Raw genomic sequence first — 20,222 nt, 5'->3', positions numbered from 1 at the left:
GAGCAGGTCGGCTCTCCCGGTGGTCAGCGGGCCAGGCTCGCTGCCAGGCGGGCCGCTCGGCGGATGCGGGAGTTCGCCTTCGCGCCTGCCTTGCGGGCCAGGGGGCGGATGACCCGGGACGTCACGCCCACCGGGGTCCAGCGCAGCTGGAGGCGGCCCGAGGCGCGGCCCTCCGGTTCCACCGTGACCTCGTGGGGGAGCGTGCCGCCCCGGTAGTCGACGCGGGCCGTGAGGGTGGGGAAGGTGAGCGGGGCCAGCAACAGGGCCGTGTTGCGGAGTTGGCCCGAGGTGAGTTGCAGGACCGGGTGGCGGGTGCCCGCGAAGCCGTTGAGGGGGAGGGGGGCCTGCGTCAGGTCCAGGCGGGCCGTGCCCTCGAAGACGCCGGGGCGGACCGGGTCCAGGCGGAAGGGGGTCTTCATGCGGCGGCGCCCCGGGGCGAGGAGGAGGGTCGCGATCTGCGGGCCCACCGGCAGCCGCAGCCCCGGATCGTACGTGCGGACGGTGAGGTCGACCGTGGCGCCGGGCCCGGGGTCGATCCGGGTGATCTCGTGGCGGAACTGGGCGCTCGGGAAGGGCCGGGAGTCCAGGCCCTGGTCCGTGAGGTCCAGTTCGGCGCGGGCGGCGGGGCTCTCCGGCACGCGCGCGCCCCAGTAGACGCGGCCCTCCGCGTCCGTCGACGTCTCGCGCGGCGCCACCCCGTGGCCGAGCCCGCGCGCCGCGAGCTGCGCCTCGGTCAGCCGGTTGTCGCGGACCAGCTGGAGGACGACGCGTTCGGCGCGGGGGAGGCGGGCGTACGCGCCGGGGGCGAGTTCGGCGAGGTACGGATTCACGATGTCCGCGAAGCCCGTCAGCCACTCCTCGTCGCGGAACGGCAGGTCACCCGCGTACATCCGGAAGTCGTGCTTGAGGAACTTGTAGTCCTTCGCCTCCCGCACGCCCGCGTGGCCGCTCGACGTCAGGAACGCGTCGATCAGGCGCTGGACGTGGATGCGGTCGCGGACGTTGGTCAGCTTGTGGCGCTGGTTGGAGATCGACGCCGACTCGGCCGCCTCGTAAGGGGCTATGTACCAGCGGTAGACGGGGTCGGGGATGACCGTGAAGGACCGCGCGAGGCAGTACGCCTGCGCCGAGAAGAGCTGGTCCTCGTAGTGGATGCCCTCGGGGAAGCGGAGGTCGTTGCGGTCCAGGAACTCACGGCGGTACATCTTGCTCGTCGAGAGGTGCTCGAAGAACAGGGCGGGCTCGGCCTCGATGCCGTCCACGGTGCGGCGCTCCGCGACCAGGTGCGGCATCCAGGTGGAGGTGCGGCCCGTGTCGACCCGTACCCGCTCCACCGCGCCCATCACGAAGTCCACGTCCCGCTCGCGGTGCGCGGCGAGCAGCAACTCCACCGCCCGCTCGGGCAGTTCGTCGTCGCTGTCCAGGAACATCAGGTACGGGGCGCGGGCCTTCTCGATCGCGCGGTTGCGCGGCGCGCTGCAGCCGCCGCTGTTCTCCGGCAGCCGGAGATAGCTGACCCGGTCGTCCTCGGCCGCCAACCGCCGTGCCACCTCGGGGGTGTTGTCCGTCGAGTGGTCGTCGCTGATGATGATCTCGATGTCGGCGTGCGTCTGGCGGCGCAGCGAGGCGACCGCGCGGGGGAGCCGGTCCGCGTCGTTGTAGACGATGACCGTCACGGTGACGTCAGGGGTGGTGGTCATCGCTGGGTCGCCTCCTCGGGCGTCGGTGCCGGGGTGCGCTCGTCGACCGGGGTCACGGGCGGCAGGGAGTCCTCGTTCTCGCCGAGGAAGACGCGGCGTACGACGCGTTCGGCGGCGCGCCCGTCGTCGTACTCGCAGAAGCGCCGGCGAAAGGCCCGGCGCGCCTCGGTGGCCGTCCCGTCGCGCCACGCGTCGGAGGTGAGGAGCTCGGTCAGCTCCTCCTGCGTGCGCGCCACCCGGCCCGGTGCCTCGTCCATCAGGTCGAAGTAGACGCCGCGCGTCTTCGCGTACGTCTCCCAGTCGTCGGCGTAGATGACGATCGGGCGGTCGAGGTTGGCGTAGTCGAACATGATCGACGAGTAGTCCGTGATCAGCGCGTCCGCGGCGAGGGCCAGCTCCTCCACCGGGTCGTACGAGGAGACGTCGATGACCCGGCCGCTCCTGCGCAGCCCCGCGAGCGGCGAGGTCGCGCCGCCGTAGAAGTAGTGGCCGCGGACCAGGAGCACCGTGTCCTCGCCGAGGCGCTCGGCGAGCGTGGCCAGGTCGAGGCGCGGGGTCCAGGCCGCCTCGTAGTCGCGGTGGGTGGGCGCGTAGAGGATGGCCCGCTTGCCCGGCGCGATGCCGAGCCGCTCCCGGATCGCGCGGACGTCGGCGGCGCTCGCGCTGTAGTAGACGTCGTTGCGCGGGTAGCCGTAGTCGAGGGAGGTGTAGTGCGAGGGGTAGGCGCGCTCCCACATCTCGGTGGAGTGCCGGTTCGCGGAGACGCTGTAGTCCCACTTGTCGATGCGGGCGAGCAGGCTGTGGAAGTTGAGGCCCTTGGAGGCGGCGGGGTAGTCGAGCTGGTCCAGGCCCATGCGCTTCAGGGGCGTGCCGTGGTGGGTCTGGAGGTGGATCGCGTCGGGCCGCTTCACGACCGCGTTGGGGAAGTTGACGTTGTTCACCAGGTACTTGGCGCGCGCGAGCACCTCCCAGTAGCGGGGCGTGCCGGGCACGACGTGGTCGGTGCCGGGCGGCAGCAGCGGCACGTTGGCCGCCGAGACGACCCACACCGGGTGGACGTGCGGGGCGAGTTCGGCGAGCTTCGCCGCGATGGCCGCCGGGTTGCAGGCCACGCCCCGGTCCCAGTAGGCGGTGAAGACCGCGAGGTCGGGGTCGACGGGCCGCTCCAGGGCCCTGCGGTAGCGCAGGTCACGCACCTTCAGGCCCACCTTGTGCTTGCGCGAGACGACCGCCGACCTGAGCTTGCGTCGCTGCTGGTTGGCCGTCTGGAACGTGCGGTACTTGGTGTACGCGTCCTCTTCGAGGATGCGGCGCCGCATGCCTTCGAGGCCGCCGGGGTGCTGGTGGCCCGCGGGGCGCCAGGCGACGGCGGCCCGCGCCGCGCGGTGGAAGAACTCCCTGCGCACCGCGTCGGGCAGCTTCTCGCGGGCGACGACGCGCAGGCAGTCGCCGACCATCACGTCGTAGAGCGCGGCGCGGGGCGCCGTCGGCAGGCCGCGGTCGGCGGCGAGCCGCAGCAGCGACTCGTAGCGCTCGATGACGCCGTAGCGCTCCTCGGGGGCACCCTGCGGGAGGCTCTCGGCGCGCAACTCACGTACGTTGAGGGCCACTTGGTCGAGTGCGGCGACGCGGTCGGCGGCGAGCAGTGCGGCGTACGCGGCGAACGTCTCGTCGTCGACGGCCAGTTCGGCGCGGTGCGCCCGCCAGAAGTCGCTCCGCAGCACCCGGGCCCCGAGCAGCGGCGTGGCCCTCAGGAGGTTCGGGCAGTCCGCGAGGGGCAGGTCGCGGCGGCCCTGCTTGGCGAGGTGCTTCCCGTCCGGGCTCGGCATCCCCTGGTGCCGCCACGTCGAGCGGACGTGGTCGACGCAGAGGACGTCCACGCCGTCCGGCAGGTCGGCCACGCGGTCCGCGACGGCGCGCGGGGCGCCCGTCGGCACGCTGTCCTTGCTGTGCACGAAGTGCAGCCAGCGCCCGCCCGCCCGCTCGGCGCCCGCGGCACGGGCCGCGCCGTCACCGGTGCCCTCGGGCAGCGGCACGACGGTGACGCCGGGGCGGCCCGCCGCGGCCGCCTGCGCCGACGCGCCCACTGCGGCGACGATCACCTCGACGCCGGGCGATGCCTGGGCGGCGAGGGCGTCCAGGCAGGAGCCGAGGTGGCCCTGGACGTTGCGGCCGTGGACGACGACGCTCAGCTCGGGCCCGGCGCTCACCTCGGGTTCGGCGCTCAGCTCGGCTCCGGCGCTCACCTCGGGTCCGGCGCTCTCACTCTGTTCGGGCACCGTGGCGCCCCCCTCCTGTGTGGTCATGCGGTGGCCGTCCCCCGGTGGGCGAGCATCCGGTCGACGACGCGGCGCGCGGCCTCGCCGTCGTCCAGGTCGCAGAACTCGGCGCGGAACGCCTCGTACGCCTCCCGGTACGGCTCGCTCGTCGCGTCGAGGTCCCGCAGCGCGGCGATCAGCGCGTCGGACGTCGGCACCAGCGGCCCCGGCGCGCGCTCCTCGAAGTCGAAGTAGAAGCCGCGCAGCCGGTCACGGTAGTGCTCCAGGTCGTACGTGAAGAACAGCATCGGGCGGCCCGTCACGGCGAAGTCGAACATCACCGAGGAGTAGTCGGTGATCAGGACGTCGGCGATCAGGAGCAGGTCCATGATGTCCGGGTAGCCCGCCACGTCCCACACGAAGCCGTCACCCGCGCCCGGCACCGGCTCCACGATGTGCGCGTGCGGCCGGACGAGGAGCACGTGGTCCTCGCCGAGCTCGGCGCGCGCCTTCGCCAGGTCGATGCGCAGGTCGAGCAGGAAGCCGCCGCGGTGGCGCTGCTTGTCCTCGCGCCACGTCGGCGCGTACAGGACGACCTTCTTGCCCTCGGGCAGGCCGAGCGCCCGGCGCACCTTCTCGGCGCGCTCGGCGCGGTCGGGTGCGAGCAGCACGTCGTTGCGCGGGTAGCCGGCCTCCAGGAGCTCGCCGTCCACGTCGCCGCCGAACCGGAAGGCGCTGCGCATGATCGGCGTGCTGAACCGGTTGGGGGAGAGCAGCATCGTCCACTGGTGGCGCTCGCGGTCCAGGTCCTGGAGGTACTGGGTGCTCGCGAAGTGGTCGTTGTCGAAGTCGAAGCCGATGCGCTTGAGCGGGGTGCCGTGCCAGGTCTGGATGATCTGCTGGCCCTCGCGCCGCTCCAGCCAGCGCGGGAAGTGCGTGTTGCCGACGATGTAGCGGGAGCGGGCCATCGCCTCGTAGTACTCGGGGCTGTGCACGCGGACGGCCTTCGCGGTGGCCGGGACCTCGCACTGGCCGTCCTTGACGACCCACAGGTGGTCGACGGGCAGGGCGCGGCGGACCATCTCCTCGTGGATGGCGCGGGGCGAGTCGCCGTACATGCGGCCGCCGAAGACGTCGTACAGGACGGTCTCGCGCAGCGGCTCGTGGCGGGCGGCCGGGTAGGCCTCCGTGCGGAGCCGGGTCTGGCGGTAGCGGCTGCGCTCCTCGGGGCGCAGCTCGGAGTGGGCCATCAGCGCCAGCTGGTCGTACTGGCGGGCCTGCAGCTCCACGCGCTTGCCGTGCGCCGCCACCTCCAGGGGGAGGCTCGCATGGACGGGCGGGGCGAGCTGGACGGCGGTGCGGGAGCCGTCCGGCTTCTGCACGGAGGGCCACCAGAATCCCGCGCGCAGCGGGGTCGCGCCCGCGTAGCGGTAGGTGGGCGCGGGTACGAAGGCCGCCTCGAACCGGCCGTCCACCGCCTTCGCGGGGAACGTGTACTCGTGGCCCGACCAGGTCTGGCGCAGCACGAGGTCCAGGGCGTGGGTGCCGGGCGCCGGGTAGCTGCCGGTGAGGGTGACGGTGCCGTCGGGGGCCACGGAGACGCGGTCGACCAGGGGCTGGACGGGCTGGTCGCAGAGCTGGAGGTAGCCTCCCGGGCTGCGCCGGGCGTAGACGGTACGGGTGGTGTCCGCCTGCGCGAACTGAGCGCCAGAGAACCCCTCGCGGTCGTCCAGGATCAGGGCCAGGCGGGTCGACGTGGGCTCGGCGCCGGTGGAGTCGACGACCTCGACCGACATGTCCCAGCGGGCGATCGAGCGTTCCGCCTGGGTCGGGCGGAGCCGTTCGTGCTCCTCGCGGACGTCCCGCAGGGCCGCCGTGTCGACCGGCGCCGTGAAGGGGACGCGGCCGTCCTGCGGGGCGCCCAGGTCCAGCGGCACGGTGAGGATGGTGCCGGACTCGCGGTGGCGCATGCGCAGGCGGGGCTCGCCCTCGGGGGCGGTGCGCAGGATGCCGCGTACGAGGAGGTGGGAGCCCTCGGTACGGACCTCGAGGGCGCGGGCGTGCGCCGTCTCCACGCGGATGGCCAGCTCGCCGTCCTGGATCTGCGGGGCGACACGGACGTCCTCGGTGACCCAGTGCGCGGGCGGCGTCTGGCCGGAGCCCGTGCCCGCGCCGTGCAGCGGACCGCGCCGCGGCGTGGAGCCGGTGCCGGCCACGGCTATCCGCACCCGCCACAGACCGTCGACCCACTTGCCGCGGTGGCGCAGGCGCGAGGGGTTCACCACCGCGGCGAAGCCCGCCCAGTCGGCGTGCCGGAACTCGGCGCCGGAGGCCACCGTCGCCTCCGGGTCGAGGTGGCTGCGCGCCGGTACCAGGACCGTGCGGCGGCTGCCCTTCTCCTTCAGGATCAGCGACTTGAGCGCCTTGCTCCGTGACTCGGCGCCGATCTGGCGGGCGAACGCCCAGCCGGAAAGCCACAGCTTGTCGTCGTGCCAGGCGGCCTCGTCGAGGCGGCTGCGCAGCCGCAGCTCCTGGTCGAGGCGGAGGATCGCGTCGGGTACGGGGTCGGCCGGGTCGAGGAAGGGGTAGTCGGCCTTCGGGTGCAGCGTCCCGGAGACGGGGAGCGAGCCGGGGTGCTCCTTCTCGAACTCCAGTTGCGCGATCAGCTCGTCCATGCGGCGGTGCACGGTCAGGTACAGCTTCAGCTTGTGCGGGACGTGCAGGGCGCGCACCGCGTCCTGGCCGATCTCGCGGACCAGGCGGCCCACGTGCTCCAGGAACGCCTCCTGGTAGGCGGCGTCCGAGCCGGGCAGCACCTTCCAGAAGAGGGGGATCTCCTCGGCGAGCGCGTTGTGGTCGTAGACCTTGAGGTGTTCGGCGTACACCGGGTCGTCGTCGATGTGGGCGAGCATGAACTCGCGCACCATGCGGATCGACTTCACGCGGTCGATCAGACCCTGCGGGTTGGTGCGGTTCTGCGTGATGGACCGCTCGCCGATCTCCCGCTCGCGCCAGTTGTAGATCGGCTCGCTCAGGACGTCCACGGAGTCGGCGAGGTAGTGCGCGGGGACGCTGACGGGGGCGTCCTCGTAGAGCATCGCCTCCGGGTACGCGAGCCCGTGCTTCTCCCAGAAGGAGCGGCGGTAGACCTTGTTCCAGGCGGTGCGGTCGGTCAGCAGCGGCCGGAACTTCGATACGTGGGTGCGCAGCCGGGTCGCGGCGAAGGGCACGCGGTGCACGGGGGACTGCACGTGCCCGGCGGAGCGGAAGCGGGTCACGTTGCCCGCCGCGAAGTCCGAGCCCGTCTCGTCGAGCGTCTCGATCAGCAGCGCGTACGCCGTGCTGGGCAGGGTGTCGTCGCTGTCCACGAACGCCAGGTACTCGCTGTCCGGGGACATCTCCCGCACGCCCGCGTTGCGCGCCGCCCCCAGGCCCCGGTTCTCCTGGGATATGAGCCGGAAGCGCGGATCGGCCGCCGCGAAGGCCTTGGCGAGGGCAGCGCTGCCGTCCGTCGACCCGTCGTCGACCATGATCACTTCGAAGTCCTGGAACGTCTGGGCGGCCAGGGACTCCAGGCACTCGTCGAGGTAGAGCTCGACGTTGTAGACGGGGACGACAACACTCAGCCGTGGCTGCACGCGCACTCCTTCTGTTGCTAAACGCTCCCATAGTGTAAGGATCTGCGTATTGATGCGACAAAAGGGATAGGCCCGACGGCTCAGGGCACGGGACGGGGCTACGGGGCGCGGCTACCCCTTGCCGCCACCCGTGAACGTCTCGTACTCCTTCAGTACGTCCGCCGTGGGGCCGTCCATGCGCAGCTCGCCGCGCTCCAGCCAGAGCACGCGGTCGCAGGTGTCGCGGATCGACTTGTTGTTGTGGCTGACCAGGAAGACCGTGCCCGCGTGCTTGCGCAGCTCGCGGATGCGGGCCTCGGAGCGCTTCTGGAAGGAGCGGTCGCCGGTGGCCAGGGCCTCGTCGATCAGGAGCACGTCGTGGTCCTTGGCGGAGCCGATGGAGAAGCGGAGCCGCGCCGACATGCCAGAGGAGTACGTGCGCATCGGAAGCGTGATGAAGTCGCCCTTCTCGTTGATCCCGGAGAAGTCGACGATCTCCTGATAGCGGTCCCTGACCTGCTCGCGGGACATGCCCATCGCCAGGCCGCCGAGGAGGACGTTGCGCTCGCCGGTCAGGTCGTTCATCAGCGCCGCGTTCACGCCGAGCAGCGAGGGCTGGCCGTCGGTGAAGATCCGGCCGTGCTCGACGGGGAGCAGCCCGGCGACGGCCTTGAGCAGGGTCGACTTGCCCGAGCCGTTGGTGCCGATCAGCCCGATGGCCTCGCCCTTGTGCGCGGTGAAGGACACGTTCCTGACGGCGTGCACCGTGCGTACGCCGCCGGATTCGCCCTTGCCGCGCTTGAGGATGCGGCCGAGCGCGGCGGTGGCGCTGCCGCGTCCTGCCGTGGCGCCCGCGCCGTGCACGCGGTAGACGATGTCGACCTGGTCGACGATGACGGTGGGGGCGGTGTGCTTCTCGGTGTCAGCCACGTCCGTACGTCTCCTCTGCCTTCCAGAAGTAGATGAACCCGCCGATGCCTGCGAGCAGTGCCCAGCCCAGGGCCCAGGCCCACACGTGGTGCGGGAGCTGGTCCCGCTGGAAGCTGTCGATCAGGGCGAACCGCATCAGGTCGATGTAGACGGCGGCCGGATTGGACTCCAGGAGGACCTTGACCGCGTGCGGCAGGTTCTGGTCCTTGAGGACGGCCTCGATGCTCCACATCACCCCGGACACGTACATCCAGGTCCGCAGCACGAACGGCATCAGCTGCGCGATGTCCGGCGTCCTGCTGCCGAGCCGCGCCATGACCAGCGCCAGACCGGTGTTGAACGTGAACTGCAGCGCGAGGACCGGGACCACCAGGAGCCAGGACGCCGTGGGCGGGACGCCGAAGCAGAGCAGGATCACGAGCAGCGCGCACATGGAGAACAGCAGCTGCTGGAGCTGTTGCAGGCAGTACGAGACGGGCAGTGCGGCGCGCGGGAAGTGCAGGGCGCGCACGAGCCCGAGGCTGCCGGAGATCGCGCGGGTCCCCGCCATCACGGACTGCTGGGTGAAGGTGAAGACGAAGACGCCGGTGACGAGGAAGGGGACGTAGTCCTCGACGTCGCGCTTGGTGTCCATGAGCACGCCGAAGATGAAGTAGTAGACCGCCGCGTTCAGGAGCGGCGTCATCACCTGCCAGACCTGGCCGAGCTTGGCCTGGCTGTACTGGGCCGTCAGCTTGGCGGTCGCGAAGGCGGTGATGAAGTGGCGGCGCTGCCACAGCTGCCGCACGTAGGCGGGCAGGGTGGGGCGGGCGCCGCTGACGGTCAGGCCGTACCGGGCGGCGAGCTCGGCGGCGGAGGGGGCCGGCGCCGGGGGGCCGGCGGCGGGCGTGGGGGTCGCCGGGGCGGGCGACGTGGGAGGCGGTGTGTCGAGGGCCTGGCTCACATCCGCTGCTTTCGCTAGGGGAAGCGGGACGCGTACGGCGGGAACGTCAGGTTACGTCGGGACGGTCCCGTATCGTCGCAACGCCGAGAGTAGGGCGCGTTACGTCGGGACGCAACCGTATCGTCGTCGCGCTTTATGCTGTCCGTATGACGACGAGCAGGCCAGCAGGTGAACAGCCGCGCCGCAGGGCCCCCGCCGGAGCGGCCGTGCTCCGCGAGGACGTGACCGAGGCCATCCGGTCCGCCGTCTTCGAGGAACTCGCCTCTGTGGGGTACGCGCGCATGTCGATCGAGGGCATCGCCCGCCGCGCGGGCGTCGGCAAGACCGCCGTCTACCGCCGCTGGCGGTCCAAGCTGCATTTGGTGCTGGACTTGGTCTCGGCCATAGCGGTACAGGGCCTGCCGGCCCCGGACACCGGCTCCCTGGAGGGAGACCTGCGCCTCCTCTACGAGGTGACCTCGCGCGCCCTGCGCCACCCGATCGCCTCCCAGGTCATCCCGGACCTGCAGGCCGAGGCGGCCCGTAACCCCGAGATCGCGGAGGCGCTGCAGAAGGCGCTGCGGGAGGGGCAGTACGGCGTCGCGAACGGCATCGTGCGGGCTGCCGTGGAGCGGGGCGAGATGCGAGCCGGGGCCGACGAGTCCCTGGCGCTCGACCTCGTCTCCGGGCCGTTGTACTGGCGGTCTGTGGTGGTGCGTGCGGAACTCTCCGAGGGGTATGTGGGGAGGCTTGCGGGGGCTGTTGCGGCGGGGTTGCGGGGGCTATGAGCGGGGGGCGGGTGGGGGTGACCTTTGGTGGGCCGGGGACGTTGAGGGCTTGCCGGGGCCGCCCGGTTTTTAGCGGAGTGTGGCGCCTCCGGGCCGGGAGTAAAGGGCGCTCCGCTGCGCTACGCGTCGGCTCCGCCGATTCCGCTCCGCTCCACCCTTGACTCCCGTCCCTCCACCGCACGTTGACTTTGACCCGGACGGCCAGGGGTGGGACCCACGGGACTGCCTACGGGGAGCATTCCCTTTCATCGCCGGGTGCGGACCGGCCCATCGTGCGCCAACGCCACAGTCGAGGCTCAGCCAGCCGCCCGGCCACGCCGCTCGGGCCATCACCTTCACTGCCGGGTGCAGACCGGCCCATCGTGAGCGCAGGCTACGGAAGGCGCTCGGCCCACTGCCCCGGCTTCGCCGCTCGGGCCATCGACTCTCGCTGCCGGGTGCGGACCGGCCCATCGTGCCCGGACGCCACACGCGGAGGCGCCGCCGCACAGGCGATTCACCGCTCCCGGGAACCTACTTTGGGAAAGTTGCGAATCGAGACGCCGCGCGCCCCCCTCGATGGCGAATGCGCCGTGCGCCGCCGGAAGGAATTGGCTCCGGCCCGGCGGACCGGCACCGGCACTGGCCCTCCGGGCCATCAACTTTGGGAAAGTTGCGAAGCAGACTGCCGCGCGCCCCCCCCGGCATGCGCACTGCGCCCCCAGTCATGTTGGCTCTTCGGGTGGAGCACCCCCCTGATGGGTGGTCTTGGGGAGGGCGCGTGGGGTGTGGCCGGGGGGCGCGCGCCGTCTTGCTTCGCAACTTTTCCAAAGTAGGTTCCCGGGTGCGGCTGACCGGGCCGTGACGGTGACGGCCACGGACGATGGGCCGGTCCGCACTCGGCCGCGAGAGCCGATGACCCGAGCGGCGGAGCCGGGCGGCTGGCCGAGCGCGCACCGAGGCCCCCGCCCACGATGGGCCGGTCCGCACCCGGCAGCGAGAGCCGATGACCCGAGCGGCGAAGCCGGGGTAGCGGGCCGAGCGCCTCCCGTAGCCCGCACCCACGATGGGCCGGTCCGCACCCGGCAGCGAAAGGGAATGCTCCCCGTAGGCAGTCCCGTGGGTCCCACCCCTGGCCGTCCGGGTCAAAGTCAACGTGCGGTGGAGGGACGGGAGTCAAGGGTGGAGCGCAGCGGAATCGGCGCAGCCGACGCGACGTAGGAGCGCCCTTTACTGCCGGCCCGGAGGCGCCACACTCCGCTAAAAACCGGGCGGCCCCGGCAACCATCAAAGACACCGCCCCACCGCAGGCGCGGATCCGCCCGCGCACGCAGGCCCCCGCTCAGTACGCCGCGCCCCCACCACCCCGCTCCCTGCGCACCGAAAACACCACGAACCCCGCCCCAAGACTCAGGAACGCCGTCCCACCGATCACATACGGAGTCGTGTCGAAGCCCGTGCCCGTCTCCGCGAGGCGACCCGTGGCCGTCGTCTCGTGGTGCGAGACCGAGGAGGCCGAGACGGAGGAGGCCGAGACGGAGGAGGCCGAAGCGGAGGAGGCCGAAGCGGAGGAGGTCGAGGCGTGGGTGTCGTGCGGCGCGGGGGACGTCGCGTTCGCGGAGGGGACGAAGCACAGGGCGCCGAGCAGGGCTCCGGCAGCGGCTGTGGTCAGCAATGATCGACGTGCGGACACGGAATCGGATCCCCCTTGTGGCGCTGGCGAATTGGCCGTGTGGGGCGATGCTAATGAAAGGTGCGGGTCGCGGGAAAGTCGCGAGGTCGGAGGGCCGTACGCTCCGTCGTATGAGTGGAGACGAGACATCACGGTTTGTGCGGCTCAGGGTCGAAATGGTCGTCGAGGTCGGTGACGCCGAGAAGCTGACCGCGGCGGCGCTCGGTCACATCGCCGAGGACGAGCAGATGCCCTCGGAGGAGCGGGCGCACGCCGAGGCCGCCGTACAGGAGGACGTCGCCGAGGCGCTTGCCTACCTCGTGGACCCCTTCGACCTGGTCAGCCAGGTGCCCGGGACCGAGCTCACGCAGGCCTCGTGGAGCAGCGAGATGATCGACTACGACCCCGATTCGCCGGATTGGGAGCCGGACGAGGATGATGACGGCGAGGACGACGAGCTGTAGCCCGGATTGAAGAATCCGGAAACGGGAACCCCGGGCAGCAACCGCCGCCCGGGGTTCAGTCGTCTCACCGTGCACGGTGGTCGGCCGGGGTCAGTCCAGTACCGCGAACGTGGTGTTCCCCACACTCTTCGCGATAGTGGAACGGGACGAACCGGGCAGGACGTTATGCGGGGTTACGGGGGACTCTCGGGGGTTGACTTGGGGATTCGGCAACTATGGAGATGCGTGTGATGACGGACAGTAGGCGTCGCAAGCTCGGGCCCGGACGCAAGGGCGTCGCAGCCGTGTCCGCCCTCGTGGGCGGCGTGCTCGTGCTCTCGGCGTGCAGCAGCGACGACGGCGACAAGGCTTCGGGCGGCAAGGAGTCGCAGAACCAGGTCGACGAGGCGGCGGCCAAGAAGTCCTCCGCCGCCCGGATCGAGATCGCGCCGAAGAACGGTTCCGACAACGCCAGCATCAACAGCGCGGCCAAGGTCACCGTCAGCGAGGGCACCCTCACCGAGGTGACGATGACGCCCGCCGACGGCGGCACCGCCGTCAAGGGGCAGATAGCCGCGGACAAGAAGAGCTGGAAGCCCACCGGCCAGCTCGAGCGCGCCACCAAGTACAAGATCTCGGCGACCGCCGAGGACTCCGAGGGCCGCAAGGCGCACGAGAACTCGGCGTTCACGACCGTCTCGAAGGCCAACAGCTTCATCGGGAACTTCACCCCCGAGGACGGCTCCACGGTCGGTGTCGGCATGCCCGTGTCGATCAACTTCGACAAGGCGATCACCAACAAGAAGGAAGTCCAGTCCGCGGTCAAGGTGTCCTCCACCGGCGGGCAGGAGATCGTCGGGCACTGGTTCGGCAACAACCGCCTGGACTTCCGCCCCGAGGACTACTGGAAGGGCAACTCCACGGTCACGCTGAAGCTGAACCTCGACGGCGTCGAGGGCGCCGACGGCGTCTACGGCGTACAGCAGAAGACCGTGCAGTTCAAGGTCGGCCGCAACCAGGTCTCCATCGTCGATGCCAAGACGAAGCAGATGAAGGTCATGCGGGACGGCAAGGTCGTGAAGACCATTCCGATCTCCGCGGGCTCGCCCCAGAACAAGACGTACAACGGCAAGATGGTGATCTCCGAGAAGTTCAAGGAGACCCGCATGGACGGCGCCACCGTCGGCTTCAAGGACGGCGACGGCAAGGGCGAGTACGACATCAAGGACGTACCGCACGCCATGCGCCTGTCGAACTCCGGCACGTTCATCCACGGCAACTACTGGGGCTCGCCCTCGATCTTCGGCGGCGCCAACACCAGCCACGGCTGCATCGGCCTGCAGGACGCCAAGGGCGCGAACGACAAGAGCACCCCGGGCTCCTGGTTCTACGAGAACTCCATCACCGGTGACGTCGTCGACGTCCGCAACACCGGCGACAAGGTCGTCGCGCCGGACAACGGCCTCAACGGCTGGAACATGGACTGGGCGCAGTGGAAGGCCGGTTCCGCCGTCTGATCCGGTCTGATCCACGGCCCACGGTCGTCATCGAGCACGACAGCGGCCCGTACCCCCGAGGGGGGTACGGGCCGTTTTCGCGTAACGGCGGAATGAATTTCGGTCGCACCAACTCCGCACTTCTGTCTCACTATTGAGCAGGTGTTCACGCCTCGGCATACTTCGACGTCCGAGGGGCGGATGCCCCTTAACCTCCAGGGGGAGACTTGCACAGACAAGTGAAAAGAGCGTACGGGGCCGGTGTCGCCGCGGCGGTGGCCGTGGCCCTCGCGGCGGGCATGACCAGCCCGGCATCCGCGGACCCGGCCACCGCGGGACGGACGGTCGCGGCGGGGGGCCCGGTCGGCAAGTCCACCGGCACGACCCGCCTCACGCTGATCACCGGCGACCGGGCCGTCCTCGACTCCGGCGGCCGCGTGATCGGGCTCGACCGCGCCGAGGGACGGGAGCACATACCCGTACAGCTGCGGCGCATCGGCGGCCACACGCTGCTGATACCCGCCGACGCGCGGCGCCTGATAGCCGACGGCAAGGTCGACCGACGCCTGTTCGACGTCACGGAGTTGAACAAGAAGCGCAACCGTGCGGCCCAGAAGAACGGCCTCAAGGTCATCGTCGGCTACCAGGGCGCCGCGAGCGGCGCCAAGGCCGACGTCCGCGCCGCGGGCGACACCACGGTCCGCCGGACCCTGAAGTCGCTGAACGCCGACGCCGTCACCACGCCCGCGCGGGACGCGGCCGACCTGTGGACCGCGCTCACCAGCGGCAAGGAAGGCGCCCGCACCGCGGCGTCCGGCATCAGCCACGTCTGGCTGGACGGCGTCCGCAAGGCGAGCCTCGACAAGAGCGTCAAGCAGATCGGCGCCGACAAGGCCTGGGCCGCCGGGTACGACGGCAAGGGCGTCAAGATCGCCGTGCTGGACACCGGCGTCGACACCACCCACCCGGACCTCAAGGACCAGGTGATCGCCGAGAAGAACTTCTCGCAGTCGCCCACCGCCAAGGACCACTACGGTCACGGCACCCACGTCGCATCCATCGCGGCCGGCACGGGCGCCAAGTCCGGCGGCAAGTTCAAGGGCGTCGCGCCCGGCGCCAAGCTCCTCAACGGCAAGGTCCTCGGCGACGACGGCTACGGCGACGACTCCGGCATCATCGCCGCCATGGACTGGGCGGCCACCGAGGGCGCCGACGTCGTCAACCTCAGCCTCGGCGGCGGCGACACCCCCGGTGTCGACCCCCTCGAAGCGCAGGTCGACAAGCTCTCCAAGGACAAGGGCATCCTGTTCGCGATCGCCGCGGGCAACGACGGCACGCCCGGCTCGATCGGCTCGCCCGGCAGCGCGGACGCCGCCCTGACCGTCGGCGCGGTCGACGACAACGACAAGCTCGCGGACTTCTCCAGCCAGGGCCCGCGCCTCGGCGACGGCGCCATCAAGCCCGACGTGACCGCGCCCGGCGTGGACATCACGGCCGCCGCGGCGCCCGGCTCCGTCATCGAGAAGGAGGTCGGCCAGAAGCCCGAGGGCTATCTGACGATCTCCGGTACGTCGATGGCGACCCCGCACGTCGCGGGCGCCGCCGCCCTGCTCAAGCAGCAGCACCCCGACTGGAAGCAGCCCGAGCTCAAGGGCGCCCTCACCGGCTCCACCAAGGGCGGCGCGTACACGGCGTTCCAGCAGGGCTCCGGCCGGATCGCCGTCGACAAGGCCATCAAGCAGACCGTCATCGCCGACCCGGTGTCGGTGAGCTTCGGTACGCAGCAGTGGCCGCACACCGACGACAAGCCGGTCACCAAGAAGGTGACCTACCGCAACCTCGGCAAGGACGAGATCACCCTCGACCTGACGGCGACCGCCACCGACCCCAAGGGCCGTCCGGCCCCGGCCGGGTTCTTCACGCTCGGCGCGAAGAAGGTCACCGTCCCCGCGGGCGGCACCGCCTCCGTCGACCTGACCGCCGACTCCAAGCTGGGCGGCACGGTCGACGGCGCGTACTCCGCGTACGTCGTGGCGAACGGCGGCGGCCAGTCCGTGCGCACCGCCGCCGCGGTCGACCGCGAGGTGGAGTCGTACGACGTCACGCTGAAGTACCTCGGCCGTGACGGGCAGCCGACGAAGAACTATGACGCCTCGCTGCAGGGCATCACCGGCACGGCCACCGGCGTGGACCTGTCGCCCTACGACGCGTCCGGCACCGTCAAGGTCCGGGTGCCCAAGGGGTCCTACATCCTCAACTCGAACGTCCTGGTCGACCTGGAGGACATCTCCAAGGGCATCGACTGGCTGGCCCAGCCGAAGCTCGACGTCACCAAGAACACCACGGTGACGGTCGACGCGCGGACCGCCAAGCCGGTCGACGTCACCGTGCCCGCCACCGACGTCAAGGGCGTGCTCGCCGCGCCCGAGTACACGGTGTCGACGGCGGACCTCGCCAGCGGCTACGGCTGGCTGCTCGACGAGTTCAAGAACTTCCGCACCGGCGCCGTCGGGCCCGTCCCGACCGGCGTCAAGGTCAGCCAGCAGTGGGCGGCCGTCTGGACCAAGGGCGACACCACCGAGTACAACACCCTCGCGGGCGGCCCGGTGAAGCAGGTCGCCACCGGCTACACCAAGCACTACAAGGCCTCGGAGCTCTCCACGGTCAAGGCCGGTCTGGGCGCCTCCACGCGCGGCAAGTCCGGTTCGCTGCGCGCGTCGGGTGAACTGCCCGCGACCGGGGGCTCCTGGACCGTCGGCGTACCCACGAAGCTGCCCACCACCCGTACGATCCACGTCTCCACCGGGGACAAGGTCAAGTGGGGCCTGGAGTTCGAGCAGTTCGGCCAGCCGGACGAGGACGGTTTCCCGACGACCGAGGCGGGCTACTCGCTGGGCACCCCGCAGACCTTCGAGGCGGGCAAGACCTACGAGAAGACGTTCAACACGGCCGTCTTCGGCCCGCGCATCGGCGGTGCGTACGGCGTCTTCCGGCGGGGCAACGAGATCGCGGGCTACCTCCCGCTCTACGCGGACGGCCAGACGCACGTCGGCTACTCGCTGTACTCGTCGGTGAAGACGATCCTGTACCGCAACGGCACCAAGGTCGGCGAGAACGACGACCCGCTGGCCGGCGACAAGTCGTTCAAGGTGCCCTCGGGCGACGCCGCGTACCGGCTGACCACGTCCGTGAAGCGCAGCGTGCGGATCGGCGCGGCCACCACGCGCGTCGACGCGAGCTTCTCGTTCCGCTCCAAGAAGGTGGACAACGCCAAGCTCCCCGTCTCCGCGGCGCGGTTCAGCCCGGCGGTCGACCTGTGGAGCAGGGCGAAGGCCGGCGAGAAGCAGTCCGTGCCGGTCAAGGTCCTCGGCTCGGCGGCCGGTGCCAACCTCAAGTCCCTGGCCGTGTACGTCTCCTACGACTACGGCCAGACCTGGAAGAAGGCCACGGTCACCAACGGGAAGATCTCCGTGAAGAACCCCGCGAAGGACAAGGCGATCTCGTTCCACGCCAAGATCGCGGACAAGAAGGGCAACAAGTCGACGCTGTCGATCTACAACGCGTACTACGGCAAGTGAGGTTGCCGTCCTGACGCGTTGTCAGTGAGCTGGGTCGACTGACCCCGGCGCGGCGCCGGGGGGACTGACGGTCACGTACCGCCAGAATCCCCTCGGCGCCGCGTCGTTCGTTGCTCCTGGCTCAGGCGCCGCTGCCGTACGGCTTGGTGATGATCTCCAGGTTGTGGCCGTTGGGGTCGTCCCAGTAGAGGCCCCGGCCGCCGTCGTTCGTGTTGATCTCGCCGGCGCGCCGGTGGTACGGGTCGGCCCAGTAGGTGAGGCCGCGGCTCTTGATGCGCTCGAAGATCTGGTCGAACTCGGCGTCGGAGACCAGGAAGGCGTAGTGCTGCGGGGCGAAGGCGCCCTGGTCGCCGTCGTAGTAGTCGAGGGTGACGCCGTTGGGGATCTCCACCGGGATGAAGGGGCCGTACGGCGGGCCGACCTCGAGGCCCAGGATGTCCGCGAGGAACTGGGCGGACGCCTTCTTGTCCTCGGCGGCGACGATGGTGTGGTTCAACTCGATCGACATCGTGTGACCTCCTGCTGGCCGTTTCCTGCCGGCTGTCCGGCCGTCGCTGATGTGGACAACGGTAGGCCGGGAGGTCCGTCCGCCGTATCGGTCACGGGGACGACGAAACGGTGCGCCATGGGGCCTAGGCCCCATGGCGCACCGCGTTCGAGTCAGGTCGCTCAGATCGTCGCCGTGTCGATCACGAAGCGGTAGCGCACGTCGCTGGCGAGGACCCGCTCGTACGCCTCGTTGATCTGGTCGGCACGGATCAGCTCGATCTCCGAGCCGAGCTTGTGCTCCGCGCAGAAGTCCAGCATCTCCTGCGTCTCCTGGATGCCGCCGATCATGGAGCCCGCGAGGGTCTTGCCGCCGGCGATCACCGAGAAGAGGTTGAGGGAGACCGGCTCCTCCGGGGCGCCCACGTTCACGAAGGCGCCCTCCGAACGCAGCAGGCCGAGGTACTTGTCCAGCGGCAGCGGCGCGGACACCGTCGAGAGGATCATGTCGAAGGAGCCCGCGAGCTGCTCGAAGGTGGCCTCGTCGCTGGTCGCGTAGTAGTGCTCGGCGCCGAGCCGCAGGCCGTCGTCCTTCTTGCGCAGGGACTGCGAGAGCACGGTCACCTCGGCGCCCATGGCGTGCGCGATCTTGACGGCCATGTGGCCGAGACCGCCGAGGCCCACCACGGCGACCTTCTTGCCGGGGCCCGCGTTCCAGCGGTGCAGCGGGGAGTACGTGGTGATGCCGGCGCACAGCAGCGGCGCGGCGACGTCCAGCGAGATCCCCTCGGGGATGCGGACGGTGAACGCCTCGTCCACGACGATGTGCGTGGAGTAACCGCCGTAGGTCGGCTCGCCGTCCTTGCCGATGCCGTTGTAGGTCGGGATGTTGCCCTTGACGCAGTACTGCTCCAGGCCGGACTTGCAGTTCTCGCACTCGCGGCAGGAGTCGACCATGCAGCCGACGCCGACGCGGTCACCCACGGTGAACTTGCTGACACCGGGGCCGACCTCGGTGACGACTCCGGCGATCTCGTGGCCGGGCACCATCGGGTAGATGCCCTCGCCCCAGCCGTCACGGGCCTGGTGGATGTCCGAGTGGCAGATACCGGCGTACTTGATGTCGATCAGGACGTCGAACTCGCCGACGGCGCGGCGCGGCACGGTGGTCCGCTCCAGGGGCGCCTCGGGGGCGGGAGCGGCGTAGGCGGAAACGGTGGTGATCTGCTCAGTCATGTCATCGAGGCTGCCACTGACCTGGGCATTCGCCCAGACACCCGTTCTGCCTACGACCACTGTGCCTACCACTGGCGGGGTCAGGCTCAGGGACGTACGCGCCTGGATACCGGGAAGCGAGCCTGGATACTGGGAAGCATGGACGAGAATCCCGCGCTCCTCGACAGTCGGGCGGAGCTGAGTGAGTTCCTGCGCACCCGCAGGGCACGGCTGCAGCCCCAGGACGTGGGTCTGCCGGACTTCGGGCGGCACCGCAGGGTGCCCGGCCTGCGCCGCGAGGAGCTCGCCCAGCTCGCCGGGGTCTCCGTCGCGTACTACACCCGGCTCGAACAGGGCAACGGCCGCAACGTCTCCGGCGAGGTGCTCGACGCCATCGCGCGCGCCCTGCGCCTCACCGACGCCGAGCATGCCCACCTGACGCGCCTGGCGAAGCCGAAGGCGCTCAAGAAGAAGCGGGCGGTGCGCCAGCAGCACATGCGGCCCGCGCTGCAGCAGCTCCTCGACACCATCCAGACCGTGCCCGCGTACGTGGTGGGCCGCCGCACGGACATCCTCGGCTGGAACGCGCTCGCGGCGGCGCTCTTCGGCGACTGGGGACGGCTCGCGCCGGCCGACCGGAACTGGGCGCGCATCTGCTTCCTCGACCCGCGCTCGCGCGACCTCTTCGTGGACTGGGACAAGAAGGCCTCGGACATCGTCAGCTACCTGCGCATGGACGCGGGCTGCTACCCCAACGACCCCGAGCTGTCCGCGCTGGTCGGCGAACTCTCCGTGAAGAGCGAGGAGTTCAGAGGGCTGTGGGCCACGCACGACGTCAGGGAGAAGGGCCACGGCGTCAAGCGCATGCACCATCCGCTGGTGGGCGATCTGACGCTGTCGTTCGAGACGCTGAAGCTGCCGGACGACTGCGACCAGTCCCTGTTGATGTACCACGCGGAGCCGGACTCGGCGTCGGCGCAGGGGCTGCGGCTGCTCGCCAGCTGGGGCCGGGACGCGTCGTCGGTGGGCTCGTCGCCGAAGTAGCGCTCCCGGAGCCGGGATTTCGCGCCCGGCGGAACGCCGCGTGCTGCCCCGGTGGCGCTGCGGCTCCTAGGCTGGGGGAGTGAGCAGCCACGAG

General features: G+C 70.7%; 13 protein-coding genes. 5 read left to right on the top strand and 8 right to left on the bottom strand.

The features are described from left to right. Nucleotides 1–23 precede the first annotated feature (23 nt). The 5 genes from ACZ69I_RS28115 to ACZ69I_RS28095 form a co-directional block, all read right to left on the bottom strand. Nucleotides 24–1,700: a glycosyltransferase family 2 protein gene (locus ACZ69I_RS28115; RefSeq protein ID WP_470835371.1), complete on the bottom strand. Its 1,677-nt coding sequence runs from the start codon at nt 1,698–1,700 to the stop codon at nt 24–26. Then, complete coding sequence (locus ACZ69I_RS28110) at nt 1,697–4,006, bottom strand: CDP-glycerol glycerophosphotransferase family protein (protein WP_470835370.1); 2,310 nt, start codon at nt 4,004–4,006, stop codon at nt 1,697–1,699. The genes ACZ69I_RS28115 and ACZ69I_RS28110 overlap by 4 nt, the downstream gene beginning before the upstream one ends. Continuing rightward, nucleotides 4,003–7,596, bottom strand: coding sequence for a bifunctional glycosyltransferase/CDP-glycerol:glycerophosphate glycerophosphotransferase (locus ACZ69I_RS28105; RefSeq protein ID WP_470835368.1), 3,594 nt, complete (start codon nt 7,594–7,596; stop codon nt 4,003–4,005). Before ACZ69I_RS28105 ends, ACZ69I_RS28110 begins: the two co-directional genes overlap by 4 nt. Nucleotides 7,597–7,707: 111 nt before the next feature. After that, nucleotides 7,708–8,505: an ABC transporter ATP-binding protein gene (locus ACZ69I_RS28100; protein WP_467681029.1), complete on the bottom strand. Its 798-nt coding sequence runs from the start codon at nt 8,503–8,505 to the stop codon at nt 7,708–7,710. Further along, a complete protein-coding gene (locus ACZ69I_RS28095; RefSeq protein WP_467681027.1) occupies nt 8,498–9,448 on the bottom strand; it encodes an ABC transporter permease in 951 nt (316 codons plus the stop codon). The genes ACZ69I_RS28100 and ACZ69I_RS28095 overlap by 8 nt, the downstream gene beginning before the upstream one ends. A gap of 146 nt (nt 9,449–9,594) precedes the next feature. Between ACZ69I_RS28095 and ACZ69I_RS28090 the strand changes: the two genes are divergently transcribed. Beyond that, nucleotides 9,595–10,215 (top strand): TetR/AcrR family transcriptional regulator, encoded by a 621-nt coding sequence (locus tag ACZ69I_RS28090; RefSeq protein WP_467681025.1) that lies wholly within the window; start codon nt 9,595–9,597, stop codon nt 10,213–10,215. Nucleotides 10,216–11,536: 1,321 nt separating this feature from the next. On the opposite strand, the gene ACZ69I_RS28085 is transcribed toward ACZ69I_RS28090, so the two are convergent. Then, the gene (locus ACZ69I_RS28085; protein ID WP_470835365.1) at nt 11,537–11,887 is read right to left on the bottom strand and encodes a hypothetical protein; all 351 of its coding nucleotides are present in this window, start codon (nt 11,885–11,887) and stop codon (nt 11,537–11,539) included. Between the two features lie 110 nt (nt 11,888–11,997). Here ACZ69I_RS28085 and ACZ69I_RS28080 point away from each other — a divergent pair, with 110 nt between their 5' ends. From ACZ69I_RS28080 to ACZ69I_RS28070, 3 genes are all read left to right on the top strand, one after another. Then, nucleotides 11,998–12,330 (top strand): hypothetical protein, encoded by a 333-nt coding sequence (locus tag ACZ69I_RS28080; protein ID WP_467681021.1) that lies wholly within the window; start codon nt 11,998–12,000, stop codon nt 12,328–12,330. Between the two features lie 230 nt (nt 12,331–12,560). Next, nucleotides 12,561–13,826: a L,D-transpeptidase gene (locus tag ACZ69I_RS28075; protein ID WP_467681019.1), complete on the top strand. Its 1,266-nt coding sequence runs from the start codon at nt 12,561–12,563 to the stop codon at nt 13,824–13,826. 218 nt (nt 13,827–14,044) lie between these two features. After that, nucleotides 14,045–17,383 (top strand): S8 family peptidase, encoded by a 3,339-nt coding sequence (locus ACZ69I_RS28070; RefSeq protein WP_470835364.1) that lies wholly within the window; start codon nt 14,045–14,047, stop codon nt 17,381–17,383. 121 nt (nt 17,384–17,504) lie between these two features. Here ACZ69I_RS28070 and ACZ69I_RS28065 read toward each other — a convergent pair whose 3' ends face one another. Both ACZ69I_RS28065 and ACZ69I_RS28060 read right to left on the bottom strand, forming a co-directional pair. Next, a complete protein-coding gene (locus ACZ69I_RS28065) occupies nt 17,505–17,891 on the bottom strand; it encodes a VOC family protein (protein WP_470835363.1) in 387 nt (128 codons plus the stop codon). 161 nt (nt 17,892–18,052) lie between these two features. Next, nucleotides 18,053–19,105: an NAD(P)-dependent alcohol dehydrogenase gene (locus tag ACZ69I_RS28060; protein ID WP_470835361.1), complete on the bottom strand. Its 1,053-nt coding sequence runs from the start codon at nt 19,103–19,105 to the stop codon at nt 18,053–18,055. 138 nt (nt 19,106–19,243) lie between these two features. Between ACZ69I_RS28060 and ACZ69I_RS28055 the strand changes: the two genes are divergently transcribed. Beyond that, nucleotides 19,244–20,128, top strand: a complete 885-nt coding sequence (locus tag ACZ69I_RS28055; RefSeq protein ID WP_467681011.1) for a helix-turn-helix domain-containing protein — start codon at nt 19,244–19,246, stop codon at nt 20,126–20,128. The last annotated feature ends 94 nt before the right edge of the window (nt 20,129–20,222 follow it).

The sequence above is a fragment of the Streptomyces sp. NPDC036815 genome, assembly GCF_055609205.1.
Note: the sequence above shows the minus strand (reverse complement) of the source record. Positions and strands in the feature narration are given on the sequence as shown.

Coding starts and splice junctions, on each gene's coding strand:
- ACZ69I_RS28115 (WP_470835371.1), bottom strand. CDS start 1,700: ATGACCACCACCCCTGACGTCACCGTGACGGTCATCGTCTACAACGAC.
- ACZ69I_RS28110 (WP_470835370.1), bottom strand. CDS start 4,006: ATGACCACACAGGAGGGGGGCGCCACGGTGCCCGAACAGAGTGAGAGC.
- ACZ69I_RS28090 (WP_467681025.1), top strand. CDS start 9,595: ATGACGACGAGCAGGCCAGCAGGTGAACAGCCGCGCCGCAGGGCCCCC.
- ACZ69I_RS28080 (WP_467681021.1), top strand. CDS start 11,998: ATGAGTGGAGACGAGACATCACGGTTTGTGCGGCTCAGGGTCGAAATG.
- ACZ69I_RS28075 (WP_467681019.1), top strand. CDS start 12,561: ATGACGGACAGTAGGCGTCGCAAGCTCGGGCCCGGACGCAAGGGCGTC.
- ACZ69I_RS28065 (WP_470835363.1), bottom strand. CDS start 17,891: ATGTCGATCGAGTTGAACCACACCATCGTCGCCGCCGAGGACAAGAAG.
- ACZ69I_RS28060 (WP_470835361.1), bottom strand. CDS start 19,105: ATGACTGAGCAGATCACCACCGTTTCCGCCTACGCCGCTCCCGCCCCC.
- ACZ69I_RS28055 (WP_467681011.1), top strand. CDS start 19,244: ATGGACGAGAATCCCGCGCTCCTCGACAGTCGGGCGGAGCTGAGTGAG.